A 14102-nucleotide genomic window follows, 5' to 3' on the forward strand; every position below is an offset into this window, starting at 1 on the left:
GAATGATTCCATGAAGAATCCGCTGTATATTCCCTATGCAGGCCCAAATTTACTAGAAACGCCTTTGCTTAATAAAGGCAGTGCCTTTACCCGTGAAGAGCGCGCCATGTTTAACTTAACAGGCCTGCTTCCGCCGCGCTACGAGACCATTGAAGAACAGGTACAGCGCTGCTACATGCAATATTCAAGCTTCGATACGGCGCTCAACAAACACATTTATTTACGCGCGATTCAGGATAACAACGAAACGCTGTTCTATCGGTTACTGCAAGATAATCTGGAAGAGATGATGCCTATCATCTACACCCCCACGGTGGGTGATGCCTGCGAGCAGTTCTCAGACATTTACCGCAGTTCTCGCGGGCTGTTTATCTCGTACGAAGAACGCGACCAACTTGACGACATATTACGCAATGCCACTAAGCGCAAGGTGAAGGTCATTGTCGTGACCGATGGTGAGCGTATTCTTGGCCTTGGTGATCAGGGTATTGGCGGCATGGGAATTCCCATAGGTAAACTGAGCCTCTATACCGCCTGTGGTGGCATCAGTCCGGCTTATACATTGCCCGTCTGCCTTGATGTCGGCACCAATAATGAAAAATTACTGAATGACCCGATGTATATGGGCGCACGGCATAAACGCATCGACCAGGAAAGTTACGACGCTTTTATCGAAAAGTTCATGCATGCCATTCGCCGGCGCTGGCCTGAAGCAATGATCCAGTTTGAGGACTTCGCTCAGCCCAATGCGATGCCGATTTTACAGCGGTATCGCGACGATTTTCGTTGCTTCAACGATGACATTCAAGGTACCGCTGCGGTTACGGTAGGCACCTTGCTCGCCGCCTGCAAAGTAAAAGAGGTCGCGCTTAAAGACCAGCGCGTTGCGTTCGTTGGTGCTGGCTCTGCTGGTTGTGGTATTGCCGAACAAGTCATTGCACAAATGGTTGCCGAGGGGCTGACCGATGCCGAAGCCCGAGAGCGCATTTACATGGTCGACCGGTATGGCCTGCTGACCGAAGGCATGACCGGTTTGCGCGACTTCCAACAGGCATTGGTGCAACCACACAGCAACTTGCAGGACTGGCAGCATAGTGGTGAGTATGCTTCGCTACTTGACGTCATGCATTATGCCAAGCCGACTATTTTGATTGGTGTCTCGGGTCAGCCGGGGCTGTTCACTGAGCAAGTAGTGAAGGCCATGCATCAGTACACCGAGCGACCTATTATTTTCCCGCTGTCGAATCCTTCGCGGCAAATTGAAGCGCATCCAGCGCATGTGATTGAGTGGACCAATGGCGATGCCATTGTCGCCACCGGCAGTCCGTACGAGCCGATTAAATTTAATGGCAGTATTTATCCCATCGCCCAATGTAATAACAGCTACATTTTCCCCGGCGTTGGTTTAGGCGTACTGGCAGTAAAGTCGCGGGTTATCAGTGATGAGATGCTCATGGCCGCCAGCAATACGCTGGCCGATGCATCGCCAAGAGCACGGGGCGAGGGCGACATCCTGTTGCCACCTTTGACGCAAATTGCGGAGCTTAGTAAGCGCATTGCCTTTGCTGTCGGTAAGGTCGCTCAAGCCCAGGGACATGCCCTGGAAATCACCGATGAGACGCTGCTTGAGCGCATTGACGGGCATTTCTGGACACCTGAATATCGCTTTTATAAACGTGTCAGCATTTGACCTGAGTTAACTGGCACAAAGCTCGGTTTCCTTGTATGTTGATAATCAAAGGGCAAGGAAATCCGTGCTATGTGGCAAGTCTCTCATCGCGTTGCGACAATTTGTATTCTACTGGCACTGGCAGGCGCGCCGCTGCCCGTCTGGGCGCAACAAGAAGAAGAGCCGCAGACGATCGGTGACGATCAGGAACTGATTGACAGTGTGCGTAGTGGTATTCACACGACCGTCAGCGCAACCGCCGCATGGCTCGACTCATTTTTTACCGATGCAGTGGATCCCACTGAGTACGATGACGTTTACGGTAGTCTGACCATTGCCCCACAGTGGGATGAGTATGACGGCGTTGAAATCGACTCAAGTTTCCGCGCCCGGGTAATCCTGCCTCATGCCGAACGCAAGTTCTCCGCTATTATCGGTCGTGGTGATTTTGACGACTTTATCAACGACCAGCAAACCACACGCCCTACAGTCATCCGCCGTGAGCAGGCCGACGAAGAGTGGATGGTTGGGCTGGGCTTTGATCCATTGGTGCAAGACGATCACAGTATTTCATTCGGTGCCGGTTTTCGTGGTGGCTTACAGCTTGACCCCTATGTGCGCGCTCGTTACCGCTTTGATGAAATTATCAATGAGCGCAGTGAAATTCACTTGCAGACGGTGGGTTTCTGGCGCGATAGCGATGGTTTTGGCGTCGCGCAAACCATTGAACACGATTTCGCGCTTAGCGCGAAGTGGTTTAACAAATTCTGGCTACGTGGCACTTTTGCCGAGCGTATCGATGGGGTCCGCTGGCATGCTTCAGAGAAGCTCTATTACATTTATCATCATGAGCGTGCATTCGGCGGCGAGGTATGGTGGTACGGCGAGACCGAACACCCGGTACCGATGCAGGACTACGGTATAAAAGGCCTTCATCGCTCGCGTTTTCTCCGCGACTGGCTTTATCTGGAAAGCTGGATCGGATTGCACTGGCCCCGCGAGTACCTGAGCGAAACACGTAAGCCGCGTTGGCTGGTGGGCATTGAACTGGAACTTCACTTTGGCGACTGAATCACCACCATTGTAATGCCGCACCAATGCTGCGCGCCCCTAAGCCCATAGCGACCACTACGACAGCTCCTGCCAGCAGATTCTGTCGCAGCGAGTTGCGAAACTCGCCCATCATCTGGTGATTGCAGGCCCAGAGCAGAAATAACGCCATAATTGGCAATAGCAAGCCATTGGCCACCTGAGCAAACCAAATGACTGAGACCGGTCGTAATTGCAGCGACGCGATCACTACCCCGATCACGATAATCGCCATCCATGTCAGCCGAAAACGCCAGTCGGTTAACTGCCCTCCGCGCCCAAGAATCCCGCTTAGCGCATATGCCGAGGCCAGCGGTGCGGTGAGTGATGACGACAGCCCGGCAGCAAATAATCCGGTTGCCATCAACCAGGTCGCGCTCTCGCCGGCCAGAGGCTGCAATGAAGCGCTCAAGTCGGCGGCTCCTTCCAGCGTTATGGAGGTGCCAAAAAATGCCGCTGCAGCAGTGGATACGATGGCAATGGAAATAAGCCCACCGAGGGGAATCGATACGAAGAGATCGGTACGCGCCTGCGCCAGCTCATGACTGTGGCGCCACTTTTTCGCGGCGCTGGCGGCATGTAAAAAAAGATTATAGGGAACCACTGTGGTACCAATAAGGGCGACGACCGTTAAGATCGAGCCGGTTGGCATTTGCGGCATCAGCAGACCGCTGAAAAACGCACTCCAGTCCGGCTGTACTAATAGCAAGGTCGCAACAAACGCCAGGCTCATCACCAGTACCAAGGCGATTAAAACCTTCTCCAGCAAAGCGTAGCTGCCCCGCCACAATAAAGCGCCGGCAATGACTCCCAGCAGTAAAGGTAACCACGCGGCGCGCTCACCAACGATACCCTCGACGCCCATGCTGGCGCCGCTTAGATTGCCTCCCTGATACACGCTGTTACCAATGACAATGGCAGCAATCACCAGCGCGCTCGCCAACCCGCGCAGCAACGGGTGCGTAATTTGTGTGCGAATGGCCTCGCCCAACCCGGCCTGTGTAATCACACCCAGCCGAGCGGCCATTTCCTGCAGAATCATCGTTGCCAAAACGGAGAAGACTAACGCCCACAGCAACGCGTAACCAAAGTTGGCACCGGCAAGACTCGCGGTGACAACGGTTCCAGGCCCAATAAAGGCCGCTGCGACCAGGGTCGCCGGGCCAAAACTAAATTTTTTAAATGGCACACCTGGCTCCTTTTGCTGGCCGGTTTCCGGAGAATATGCTAAATCAAATGGTGCCCCTTAAGTTACGCAAACATCAAAAGAGAAGCAATGAATCAAGCAACGATCGAGTCCCCGTTAGGCCCGCTGCTGATTGTCAGTGACGGAGATGCTATTAGTCGTATTGAATTTTGCTCTGCGCCATTAACTAAAAAGGCTAGCGATATCGTGTTAAAACGCGCCAGCGCACAACTGGCGTCTTATTTTGCCGGTACTTTAGAGCAATTTGACTTGCCTTTGCGCCCGCAAGGAACAGCATTTCAGCAGCAAGTCTGGCAGACCCTTGCCAGCATACCCTTTGGCAGCACTACCAGTTACGCAGACATTGCCCGGTCGATTGCCAACCCCAAAGGCGTACGGGCAGTAGGCATGGCCAACAGTAAAAACCCGTTGGCCATTGTTATTCCCTGTCACCGGGTGATCGGTGCAAATGGACAACTTACCGGCTATGCCGGAGGCATCGATAAGAAAGAGTGGCTATTACGACATGAGAAAAGCTGGCCGATAGCGCACGGATAAAAAAGTGTCAGTTGTTGCGCAGGTAATAAAACTCGTACATTGCTTTGGCTTGTGCCGCAACTTCCTGACGTAGTTCCGCAGGGGCTTTAACTTCCATCTGCGCACCATGACTGAGAATCCAGATCAGCAAGTGCTCACTCAGCTCAGCCTCGGCTCTCAGGGTGACACCGTCATGGTCAAGCTCCAGTAGTTGCGAGGTGTTGAGCGGATAGGCTTCAAGTTGCCGCTTGAGATTGCGCTCGCAGCGCAACTCTACGTTCACTGCCGGGCCCGGGGGCAGACCGTTTCTGCTAACGCCATTAAGCATGCGGTTATTCCGGGTCATGTCGATCAGTGGCAGCAGCGGCGCTTCTGCCAGCAGACTCCAGCCGTATGGCTTTGTGCGTTCATCAGTGGTTAGCGGGAAAAACTCAGACAACTCAATTAAGTTGCGCTGTATGGTCCGAATACTGACATCGACACCATGCTCTGAAAGACGCTCACGTAAGGTGCTAACATCGATCTTCTGTGGCTGTTTCGGTATATGGCGCAACATCAGCAGATAACGCAGAACCGTTTGCATGACTGAACTCCCTTTCCAGGCCAGTGTCGGCATAACGCAAGATTATACCGCCAGTGCGACATGCTATGTCGCAGCATTTCATTTTTGTAAAACTCGCGCAAACTTTCATCAGAACCATTGTTTTTTGCGCATATCTTGCCCATATACGATACAATAATAGTACATTTAAACCGAGGAACCGACGATGAATCGCTTAACTCTGATAGTGCTCACAGGCGCGTTGATGATTGCCCCCGCGCAACTCATGGCGCAAAACCAGAATTCACAACAGGGCCAGGAAAAGGCTGAAGATGCCAAAAAGACTGCTGCTGAACGAAAAGCTGAACTACGCGAGAAAATGAAAGCTGAACACGAGGCGATGAAAGCCGAACGTGAAGCGCAGCGCAAAGCTTTACAGGAAGGTGTGCAAGCTAAGAAAGACAATGGCAAAAAGGACGACGGCAAGAAGAAGAAAGATAACGGCGATAACGACAACCGTTAAGCTACACACGACGCTTTTTTAGCTGTTCGAAAACTTTTTTAGCGCACCCAATGACTGTAAGGGTACTGATGAGCTCCGGGCTCAGTCACTTCGCTAAAAAGGGTACTCACAAATGAAAAGCATGCTGCCTTTTGGTTTAGTGCTCGCCTTAGCTCTCTCGGTTGTTAATACGGCTGTGGCTGCCGATCTTCCCGCCCATAAAGTTGAACAATTCCGTGCGTTTTTGCATGAATTCCGGATTGAAAATAAAATTCCCAGCCTGTCCGTCGCTATTGTAAAGGACGACGAAATTGCGATGCGTGCCGACAACGGTTTTGTCGTTCGCCCGGTCAAGTGTGACGAGAGCATTACGCTGCGTCAGGTGTTACAAAATCAGGTCCAGGGTGAACTTGGGATCGGCTTTTTTATAACCCCATTGTATTCGGGCGCCTCTCGAACTGGGTCGAAGAAAATACCGATCAGAGCTGGTCGTACTGGGTGCGCAAGTACGTTATCGAGCCGGCACAATTAAACAACATAGCGGCAGGTTGGCGCGATGCCAGCGCGGCCTCGGTACTGACGCATCTGGCAACACCATTTCGCCATGCACCGGAAGAATCTGAGGGTCTGGCACTTATCGCGCTTGGCAATACTGATGGCTTGCGTCATGAAGTTGACAGCCTGACTGGCGCCCATATTGAGAAAAACCCGCTGGCCCTGAAATTCCTGGAGCTGTTTGTCGACGCTAACTAGCCTGTTGTTTTTTTTGTGCATGGCAAATAACTTAGGCTACACTGTCAGCACTAAAATAATTAGAAATAGCGGCAATGACACAGGCTACCCAACAAGCTATCAGCGCGGCTCCTCCCCTTCAGGAGCCGCGGCAAAACGACTCTCAGCATCGCTGTAAAAACTGCGATAGCGAACTTATAGGTGAGTTTTGCCATGTTTGTGGCCAGCAGGATCGCCAGTATATTCGCAGTATTTTTGCCGTCGTCGGTGATCTTATGGGGGAGATCAGTCATTGGGATTCCCGCTTTTATCGCACCCTGGTGGCCTTGTTCATGCGCCCTGCGTTTCTCACCCAGGAATTCGTCAGAGGCAGGCATGCCTCCTATGTGCCTCCGTTACGACTTTATTTCTTTATCTCACTCGTTTCTTTTTTAGTACTCACCACACTTATCGACTTTGATAATGTTGGCACCTTAAACTCAGAACTTACACCAGAACAACGAGCTGAAGCCGAGGCAGGACTCAAGGCTGCAGAAGAGGCAACAAATCAAACTTTGGAACTGCCCGCGCTGCCAGCCGTTGACGCCAGCGAGGTTGCCGCTGCGCCACTCGGCAATCTAAAAGTGAGCTTGCCTTTCGCTACCCCTGAGCAGGAACAACAGATTGAGCAGCGTATTCAGGAACTGGCGCAGGAACCGAAGGTGCTGATTAAACGACTGGTGTCGCTCGCCCCGCAAATGATGTTACTGATGTTGCCGTTCTGGGCGCTGTTTTTAAAACTCATTTACCTTTTCTCCAAACGTTTTTATTTAGAACATTTAAGCGCAGCACTACACACGCATGCCTTTTTGCTGTTATCGTTAATGATTCTGACGGTATTGAGCAAGGGCTCACACTGGGCCAGCGAATGGACCGGTAGTGCACTGATTGAAGATACGGTCGACTGGGCTGAAAATATTCTCCTGGTCTGGATGGTCAGCTATATGCTGTTCACCCAAAAATTATTTTATGGACAGGGCTGGGCCATGACTTTGTTTAAGTTCGCTCTCTCCGGCCTGGCGTACATTGTGTTACTGAGTTTTGCTTTCGTCATCATGTTATTTATTGGAATATTGACCGCATAGAGAAGTTATTTTGCCAAATCGAACACCTGTAATTGTTATACCTGCCTACAATCCCGATCAGCGCCTCGTCGACTTAATCCGATCCCTGATCGACCTGGCCCCCGATCAAACTCCGATTGTTGTCATTAATGACGGCAGCGATACCACCAGCGTTTTTGATATTCTGGCGGAGTTTGCGCAAGTCACACTGCTTACTCATGCGCAAAATCGTGGCAAGGGCGCCGCCTTAAAAACCGGCTTTCAGTGGATACTTGAACAGCGTCCAGAGGCCACAGGCGTTATTACCGCTGACGCCGACGGCCAGCATTTACCGCAAGATATTTTGCGCGTAGCACGTGCGTTTGAACAGCGGCCCAACGCTCTGTGGTTAGGCAGCCGTGATTTTTCGGCACAGGGTATTCCGTTTCGCTCATGGTTGGGCAATAACTTCGCCCGTATATCATTCCGGTTAGGGCTGAGAATAAACATTCCCGATACCCAGACAGGCCTGCGCGGTATCCCCCGCATCCTTCTTGCAGAACTGATTACCGTTAGCAGTGATCGCTACGAATTTGAGCTTGATATGCTGATTATCGCGAAACGAGTGGGTCTGGAATTTGCCAGTGTGCCCATTGAGACCGTCTACGAGCCGGGCAATAAGACCAGTCATTTTAAACCTCTGCAAGACAGTCTGCTGATCTACAAGAAGTTCCTGAAGTTCTCCGGTGTCGGTATTGCCTCCGCTGCCATCGATTATGGTTTATTCGCTCTGATCTATGGTTTCACCGGCGAGATCCTTCTGGCGATTGCTTTGGCGCGGGTCTGCTCAGGTATCTTTAATTTCAGTCTCAACCGCCAGTGGGTTTTTGGTAAAGGCGGCTCATTGGTACGCGACGCGAGTCAGTACACGTTACTCGCTGCTACATTAGTCGGAGCGAACTACGTCCTCACAAAGTCGCTACTGTGGCTTGGGGTATCTCCTTTTATCGGCAAGCCCGTGGCTGAAGTCATCGTTTTTTTAATGAGTTACCGGTTACAAAAACGGTTGGTGTTTCGTTCCTACGCTTAAATGCGATTCGCATAAATAAAAACACAAACTTTCTACATAAATATTCAGGAATAAATTATTCCTTTTGGTCTTGCACAACTTTTTTGCGCTGTGCTAGTCTCGTTCCTGTCGGCCTTGTTGCGTAGTAGACTGGGGGTACTCCACCCCCCTTCCAACTTGCCTATACAACCCGCATAGACCGCGTCAAACTGGCGTTTTATTATACAACTTTAATAACTGATATGCTTTACAGTGCGGCAAAAATCGCTATTGTTGAGTTGTATACACAAGCAAATCAACTCCAGAACACAATCGATCGACACAACTCAAAATAACGATAATTTATTCAGGGTGACAACATGAAAAAATACGTTTTATCTTCATTATCCGCCGCTATCGGACTGGCTTTAATGCCAGGCACGGTCGCCTATGCGCAGGAGCAAACCGCAGAACCTTCAGGTAATGCTGATGAACGCATTACCGTAACTGGCTCACGCTTGCAGCGGACCGAAGCCGAAAGCGCGGCTCCGGTTCAGGTTTTTACTGCAGAGGACATTGAAGTCTCGGGTGTTACATCGGTCGAACTTATCCTGCAAAAAATGTCAGCCTCGGCAGGTTTTGCCGGTAATCAGAGCAACGCCTACTGGACCGGTAATGGCTATGGCACCGCGCAGGTAAACCTGCGCGGCCTGGGCATTAATCGTACGTTGGTGTTACTGAATGGGCGCCGTATTGTGAACGGTGGTACCGGCGCGAACAGTTCCGTTGACCTGAACATGATTCCCGTTGAAGTGATTCAGCGGATTGAAGTGCTTAAAGATGGCGCCTCCGCTATTTATGGCGCTGACGCCGTAGCCGGTGTGGTCAACATCATCACCAAAAAAGGTTACGAAGGTTTTAGCATTGAAGCCCGCGCCGGTGCGACCGATGACGGTGAAGCTCAGGACCGCAATGTAAATATGATTATGGGCTCAAGCGGCGACAAGGGCCGGGTGATGGCCACCGTCGGTTATCGCTCCTCCGATGAACTGAATATGGCCGACGCGGCAGGCTGTGCGCTTGGTGAGCTGACCCCAGGTCAACTCGATTGCTTCGGTAGCTCCAGCACCATCGGTGGCCGTGCCACTATTCTGACAGGCCCTAACGCTGGCGACCGCATCAACTTTAATCAGGATCCAAACGGCGACGGTGACTTCTACGAACCCTACAGCTCAGCGGAGCACAATTTCGCCTTCTTCCCCTATCTTAACGCTGTGAACCCCATCACCAACTGGAATTTCTCTACCTTTGGTGACTATCAGCTAACCGCCGACACAACAGTGTTTGCCGAAGTTTTATATAACAATCGTCAATCGGAGCAGTTAGCAACTCCGGGGACGCTACGCGGTATTGAGTTTGCCGCTGATCATCCAACCAATCCGGTCGGTGAAGCGATTCGTCTGGATGGTCGTCGTCTGCTTGAAGGCGGTCCGCGGATCTTTTTCCAGGACGTAAATACCTTCCGTACCGTAGTTGGTTTAAACGGCTACTTCAGTAATGGCTGGCAATGGGATGTGGCTTACAATTACGGTCGCAATACCGCTATCGATGGCATGACCAATATCGTCAACATGGAACGTCTTGAGCAAGGGCTTGACGCCGACAACTGTGGTAGCAACGGTGTACCCTGCATTGATCTGTTAGGTTACGGTGGCATCTCGCAAGAGGCGCTCGACCATATTATGTTCCGCACTACCGATAATGGCGGTAACGAACAACGCTCACTGTCAGCCAACATTTCCGGCGACTTATTTGACCTCCCTGCGGGATGGGTTCCGTTCGCTGTTGGTGTTGAACACCGTAAAGAAAAAGGCTGGCGCCATCCCGATTCTTCTATCGCGGCTGGTATCATGAATACCAATCAGGCAGAACCGATCGAGGGTAACTACACAGTCGATGAAGTTTATGCTGAAACCGCAATTCCACTGTTGCGCAATCAGGACTTTGCCAAAGATCTGACGCTGGAGCTTGCCTATCGTTACAGCGACTACGATAGCTTCGGTAGCGACGGCAACTACAAAGTTGGCTTGCAATGGCGCATTAACGATAGCTTTAAAGTTCGTGCAACACAGTCGACGGCCTTCCGTATTCCGAATATTCCTGAATTATTCGGCGGCGTTGCGGAAGGTAACCTGACCACCACGGATCCTTGTGATGGATGGGACCAGCCTGGCGCTGATCCAACCGTGGCAGCAAACTGTCAGGCCGACGGTGTACCAGCAGGTTACACCCAGTTCGGCGCAACCGTACTGACCACAGTCGGTGGTAACCCGGATCTGAAACCTGAAGATGCCGAAACCTTTACTGCTGGCTTTGTCTGGGACGTGAATGCTGTTGAAAACCTGCAAATCACCATGGACTACTTCAATATTGATATTGAAGATGCTATTCAGACCATTCCAGGTTCTACCAAGCTGGCTGCTTGCTACAACTCGGAAAACCTTTCGCATCCGTTCTGTAGTGATGAGCACTTTACCCGTGACTCGCTGACTGGCGACATTAACTTCCTCTCTGCCCAGCCTACGAATGCGGCAACAGAGAAAGTGTCAGGTGTCGACCTGGCAGTGTTCTACAAAACCAACCTGAGCGGCTGGGAGAGTGACTTCTCGTGGAACATGAGCTATCTCGATGAATATACCTTTGCACCGTTTGCCGGTGCGCCTGAAATTGAATATGCAGGGTACATTACTGGCGGCCGTGGTAGTTATACCAATTTGCGTTCGAACGCGACCGCGACCTTTGTGAAAGACGCCTGGCGCGTGCATTACGGCGTGCAGTACATCGGCCGCGCTGACGATATCAACGCATCACCTGGTGATATTGGCGACCATGCTCCAAGCGTGTTCTATCACAACCTGCAAGGTACTTACTTCCTGAACAATAACTTCAGCATCACTGCGGGTGCGAATAATTTGTTCGACAAGGAGCCGCCTTACATTCAGAGCTGGACCGATGCAAACACCGATACTATGACGTATGATTTACTAGGTCGTCAGCTTTACCTGAAAGTCCGGTATAGCTTCTAAAGTACCTGCCCGTTGCCACCTCGACCGGGGTGGCAACATCATTATTCTGAGACATTTTGAGGTAACTCATGACGCAGGTAACGCGTTCAAGCCGCTGGCGAGTCTGGCATCGCTGGCTTTCACTTATCTTTGGTATCCAAATGGTGCTGTGGAGCATCAGTGGCGCCTACATGGTCTTTTTCGATCTCGACTATATTCACGGTGACCATCTGGTGCAGGAAATCACGCAGCCGGTTCCGGCGAATATTCAGGTCGCGCCAGTCGACGAGGTTCTCGCCGCTTACCCGCACACGCAAAGCCTGACGCTGGAAACACTATGGCTGAACGGCCAGCAACAAGCAGTGTACAAGCTTGACGGGCATCAGGGCGAAATGCTGCTAAATGCTACGACGCTCACAACCGTGCAGCTCGACGAGGCGGCCATTGAAGCACTCGCCAAGCGCTATTATGCGCTGCCCGACCCGCAAATAAGCTCGGTGGTGTACCTCACCGAGAATCCGCCCACTGAACTCAACCCGGCACTGTTACCCATCTGGCAGGTTAACTTTGATGACTTTGGCAATACAAGCCTGTATCTGTCCGAAACCACAGGCGAAATGCTGGTCAAGCGCCATACGTTTTGGCGCGGCTTCGACATTTTCTGGATGATTCACATTATGGATTATGAAGATCGTGTCGACATTGAGAGCTGGTGGTTACAAGCCTTCATTATCGGCACCTTTATTCTGATGATCACCGGAGCGGTACTGCTGGTATATACCATTAGCTTTAAACGTAAGCCGCAAGGAGGTGCAGTATGATGCGCTTTATGCAATGGTTGCACCGTTGGGTCAGCCTGATTCTGATTATTCAGGTACTGCTATGGATTATTAGCGCTGCGGTATTCAGTCTTATGGGCCACCACGGCATGTCAGGGCATCAATACATGCGCCATGTCCACCCGCCAATATTAGAAAAAACAGCCCCGGTCTGGCCACTGGAAAATGTTCGTAAGAGCTATCCTGATGCTGATTCCATCGTACTCCGCAGCGTGCTTGGGCAACCACAGTATCAAATCAAGCAAGAAGATAACTGGGTTTATCTGAACGCGCGCGATGGCCACATCTGGCAAACCGATACTGAGCTGGCCACGCGCCTGGCAGAGGCGAGTTATAATGGGCCTGGCGAGGTCACCGACGTCACTGCCATTACCAGCACTGATGAAGTCATTGACTGGCAGGGCAATGGTTTTCGTGTCGATTTTGCTGATGATCTGAATACCCGCGTGTACGTTGACGCCGACTCCGGTCAAATTATTGAACACCGAAATACCCTGTGGGTCATTGCTGATTGGGCGTTCCGCTTGCATTTCATGGATTACAGTGGTGAGCGTAGTTTTAATCACTTGTTGATCTGGAGTGCCGGCCTGTTCGCGCTCTGGTTCTCATTATCCGGCTTGATCCTGTTACTGCGTAATATTGCCCAAGGTGACTTTAACCCACGACGCAAGCCAACCTGGCTTGAGCAGTTACAGCGCGACCAGCAACCTATCGCCAGTAGCTGTGGCGGCGGCGGCACCTGCGGCTTATGCAAAGTCACTTTTACCGGTGACCAAATTCCGGCAATAACACCGGCAGAACGGTCGATGTTGAGCGCAGCGGAAGTTCAGGGCGGTCTGCGTCTGGCCTGTCAGCACCGGGTACGGCCGCAGGACGAAGTAGAGCTGGCCAACGCAGATGTTGCAACCCATCAGCTAACCTTAGTAAACAAACGCGATCTGACACCGAGTCTTACCGAGTTGACGTTTACCGCTGAGCGCGCCATCGACTATGCCGCAGGTCAGTTTATGCAGTTCAAAATTCCGCACAAGGAAGCAGCACTGACCCGCCATTATTCCATGGCGACCAAGCCAGGTAGTAATCAACTGGTATTTACCGTTCGCCATATGCCAGCGCCCACGGCCGATTTGCCACCGGGAGTAGGCTCAACTTTCCTGTGTCAACTGCAGCCCGGCGATCAGGTAGAGGCCATAGGTCCGTTTGGTGACTTTGTACTGAGTTCACAACCACAACGTAAGCAAGTGTTTATTGGTGGTGGTGCCGGTATAGCGCCCTTGCGCGCGCTTATCCAGGCGGAACTCGATGCGTCGCAACCACGCGACTGTGTTTTCTTTTACGGTGCACGTAACAGTAACGAGCTATGTTATACCGGTGAATTCAGCGTTGCTGAGGCGGTAGATTACACGCCGGTGCTTTCTGAACCTGCTGCCGGTGACAACTGGACCGGACCCGTAGGCTTTGTGCACACGGTCGCAGAACAGTGGTTAGCAACGCAGGATGTGCAAACGCTGGATGTTTATGTCTGCGGCCCACCGCCCATGCTCAAGGCGACGATGGCAATGCTTGCAAAAGCAGGCGTACCCCGCGATAACATCCGCTTTGACGACTTTGGTATTTAACTCGCAAAGATAAGCACGCAAAAATAAGCGCCTGAGTCACTTCAGGCGCTTAAATCCCCCACCTTACTACGCCGATTAAGTGGTTTGTCCTTCCCATTTTCAATTCCATGTATACTAATGATAGCTATGACGCTACTTAGCAATACACGTAAAAGTCAAAATTATGTTATAGTAGCTACTCATCACGACAGGA

Annotated in this window: 13 protein-coding genes; 11 read left to right on the top strand and 2 right to left on the bottom strand. The window is 51.5% G+C overall.

Annotated features, from left to right (window positions below):
• Positions 1 to 10: 10 nt before the first annotated feature.
• Positions 11 to 1690, top strand: coding sequence for an NAD-dependent malic enzyme (locus CWI71_RS00365; RefSeq protein ID WP_126753260.1), 1680 nt, complete (start codon positions 11 to 13; stop codon positions 1688 to 1690).
• Positions 1691 to 1759: 69 nt separating this feature from the next.
• Complete coding sequence (locus tag CWI71_RS00370) at positions 1760 to 2740, top strand: hypothetical protein (RefSeq protein WP_126753261.1); 981 nt, start codon at positions 1760 to 1762, stop codon at positions 2738 to 2740.
• 1 nt (position 2741) lies between these two features.
• Here CWI71_RS00370 and CWI71_RS00375 read toward each other — a convergent pair whose 3' ends face one another.
• Positions 2742 to 3947, bottom strand: coding sequence for an Nramp family divalent metal transporter (locus tag CWI71_RS00375; RefSeq protein ID WP_126753262.1), 1206 nt, complete (start codon positions 3945 to 3947; stop codon positions 2742 to 2744).
• An 87-nt stretch (positions 3948 to 4034) separates the two neighbouring features.
• On the opposite strand from CWI71_RS00375, the gene CWI71_RS00380 reads away from it, so the two are divergent.
• Positions 4035 to 4502 carry a methylated-DNA--[protein]-cysteine S-methyltransferase gene (locus tag CWI71_RS00380; protein ID WP_126753263.1) on the top strand — a complete coding sequence of 156 codons (468 nt, stop codon included), beginning with the start codon at positions 4035 to 4037 and terminating at the stop codon, positions 4500 to 4502.
• 7 nt (positions 4503 to 4509) lie between these two features.
• Here CWI71_RS00380 and CWI71_RS00385 read toward each other — a convergent pair whose 3' ends face one another.
• On the bottom strand, positions 4510 to 5064 hold the full coding sequence (locus tag CWI71_RS00385) for a WYL domain-containing protein (protein ID WP_157981027.1): 555 nt from the start codon (positions 5062 to 5064) through the stop codon (positions 4510 to 4512).
• Positions 5065 to 5248: 184 nt separating this feature from the next.
• Here CWI71_RS00385 and CWI71_RS00390 point away from each other — a divergent pair, with 184 nt between their 5' ends.
• From CWI71_RS00390 to CWI71_RS00425, 8 genes are all read left to right on the top strand, one after another.
• Entirely contained in the window at positions 5249 to 5545 is a 297-nt protein-coding gene (locus CWI71_RS00390; protein WP_126753265.1) for a hypothetical protein, read from the top strand.
• A 112-nt stretch (positions 5546 to 5657) separates the two neighbouring features.
• Positions 5658 to 6056 carry a hypothetical protein gene (locus tag CWI71_RS00395; protein ID WP_126753266.1) on the top strand — a complete coding sequence of 133 codons (399 nt, stop codon included), beginning with the start codon at positions 5658 to 5660 and terminating at the stop codon, positions 6054 to 6056.
• Positions 6023 to 6277 (top strand): hypothetical protein, encoded by a 255-nt coding sequence (locus CWI71_RS00400; RefSeq protein ID WP_126753267.1) that lies wholly within the window; start codon positions 6023 to 6025, stop codon positions 6275 to 6277. Before CWI71_RS00395 ends, CWI71_RS00400 begins: the two co-directional genes overlap by 34 nt.
• Positions 6278 to 6351: 74 nt before the next feature.
• Complete coding sequence (locus CWI71_RS00405; RefSeq protein ID WP_126753268.1) at positions 6352 to 7380, top strand: DUF3667 domain-containing protein; 1029 nt, start codon at positions 6352 to 6354, stop codon at positions 7378 to 7380.
• Positions 7381 to 7390: 10 nt separating this feature from the next.
• Positions 7391 to 8428 carry a bifunctional glycosyltransferase family 2/GtrA family protein gene (locus CWI71_RS00410; protein WP_126753269.1) on the top strand — a complete coding sequence of 346 codons (1038 nt, stop codon included), beginning with the start codon at positions 7391 to 7393 and terminating at the stop codon, positions 8426 to 8428.
• A gap of 338 nt (positions 8429 to 8766) precedes the next feature.
• A complete protein-coding gene (locus CWI71_RS00415) occupies positions 8767 to 11472 on the top strand; it encodes a TonB-dependent receptor (RefSeq protein ID WP_126753270.1) in 2706 nt (901 codons plus the stop codon).
• A gap of 68 nt (positions 11473 to 11540) precedes the next feature.
• Positions 11541 to 12272 (top strand): hypothetical protein, encoded by a 732-nt coding sequence (locus tag CWI71_RS00420; RefSeq protein WP_126753271.1) that lies wholly within the window; start codon positions 11541 to 11543, stop codon positions 12270 to 12272.
• Positions 12269 to 13909, top strand: coding sequence for an FAD-binding oxidoreductase (locus tag CWI71_RS00425; protein ID WP_126753272.1), 1641 nt, complete (start codon positions 12269 to 12271; stop codon positions 13907 to 13909). The genes CWI71_RS00420 and CWI71_RS00425 overlap by 4 nt, the downstream gene beginning before the upstream one ends.
• Positions 13910 to 14102: the final 193 nt, after the last annotated feature.

This window comes from Pseudidiomarina insulisalsae (assembly GCF_003987065.1).
GTDB classification, from domain to species: domain Bacteria; phylum Pseudomonadota; class Gammaproteobacteria; order Enterobacterales; family Alteromonadaceae; genus Pseudidiomarina; species Pseudidiomarina insulisalsae.

What these genes read in the sequence shown, in the direction of transcription:
- CWI71_RS00390 (WP_126753265.1), top strand. Translation starts at nt 5,249, where the DNA reads ATGAATCGCTTAACTCTGATAGTGCTCACAGGCGCGTTGATGATTGCC.
- CWI71_RS00385 (WP_157981027.1), bottom strand. Translation starts at nt 5,064, where the DNA reads ATGCAAACGGTTCTGCGTTATCTGCTGATGTTGCGCCATATACCGAAA.
- CWI71_RS00420 (WP_126753271.1), top strand. Translation starts at nt 11,541, where the DNA reads ATGACGCAGGTAACGCGTTCAAGCCGCTGGCGAGTCTGGCATCGCTGG.
- CWI71_RS00425 (WP_126753272.1), top strand. Translation starts at nt 12,269, where the DNA reads ATGATGCGCTTTATGCAATGGTTGCACCGTTGGGTCAGCCTGATTCTG.
- CWI71_RS00415 (WP_126753270.1), top strand. Translation starts at nt 8,767, where the DNA reads ATGAAAAAATACGTTTTATCTTCATTATCCGCCGCTATCGGACTGGCT.
- CWI71_RS00405 (WP_126753268.1), top strand. Translation starts at nt 6,352, where the DNA reads ATGACACAGGCTACCCAACAAGCTATCAGCGCGGCTCCTCCCCTTCAG.
- CWI71_RS00380 (WP_126753263.1), top strand. Translation starts at nt 4,035, where the DNA reads ATGAATCAAGCAACGATCGAGTCCCCGTTAGGCCCGCTGCTGATTGTC.
- CWI71_RS00365 (WP_126753260.1), top strand. Translation starts at nt 11, where the DNA reads ATGAAGAATCCGCTGTATATTCCCTATGCAGGCCCAAATTTACTAGAA.
- CWI71_RS00370 (WP_126753261.1), top strand. Translation starts at nt 1,760, where the DNA reads ATGTGGCAAGTCTCTCATCGCGTTGCGACAATTTGTATTCTACTGGCA.
- CWI71_RS00395 (WP_126753266.1), top strand. Translation starts at nt 5,658, where the DNA reads ATGAAAAGCATGCTGCCTTTTGGTTTAGTGCTCGCCTTAGCTCTCTCG.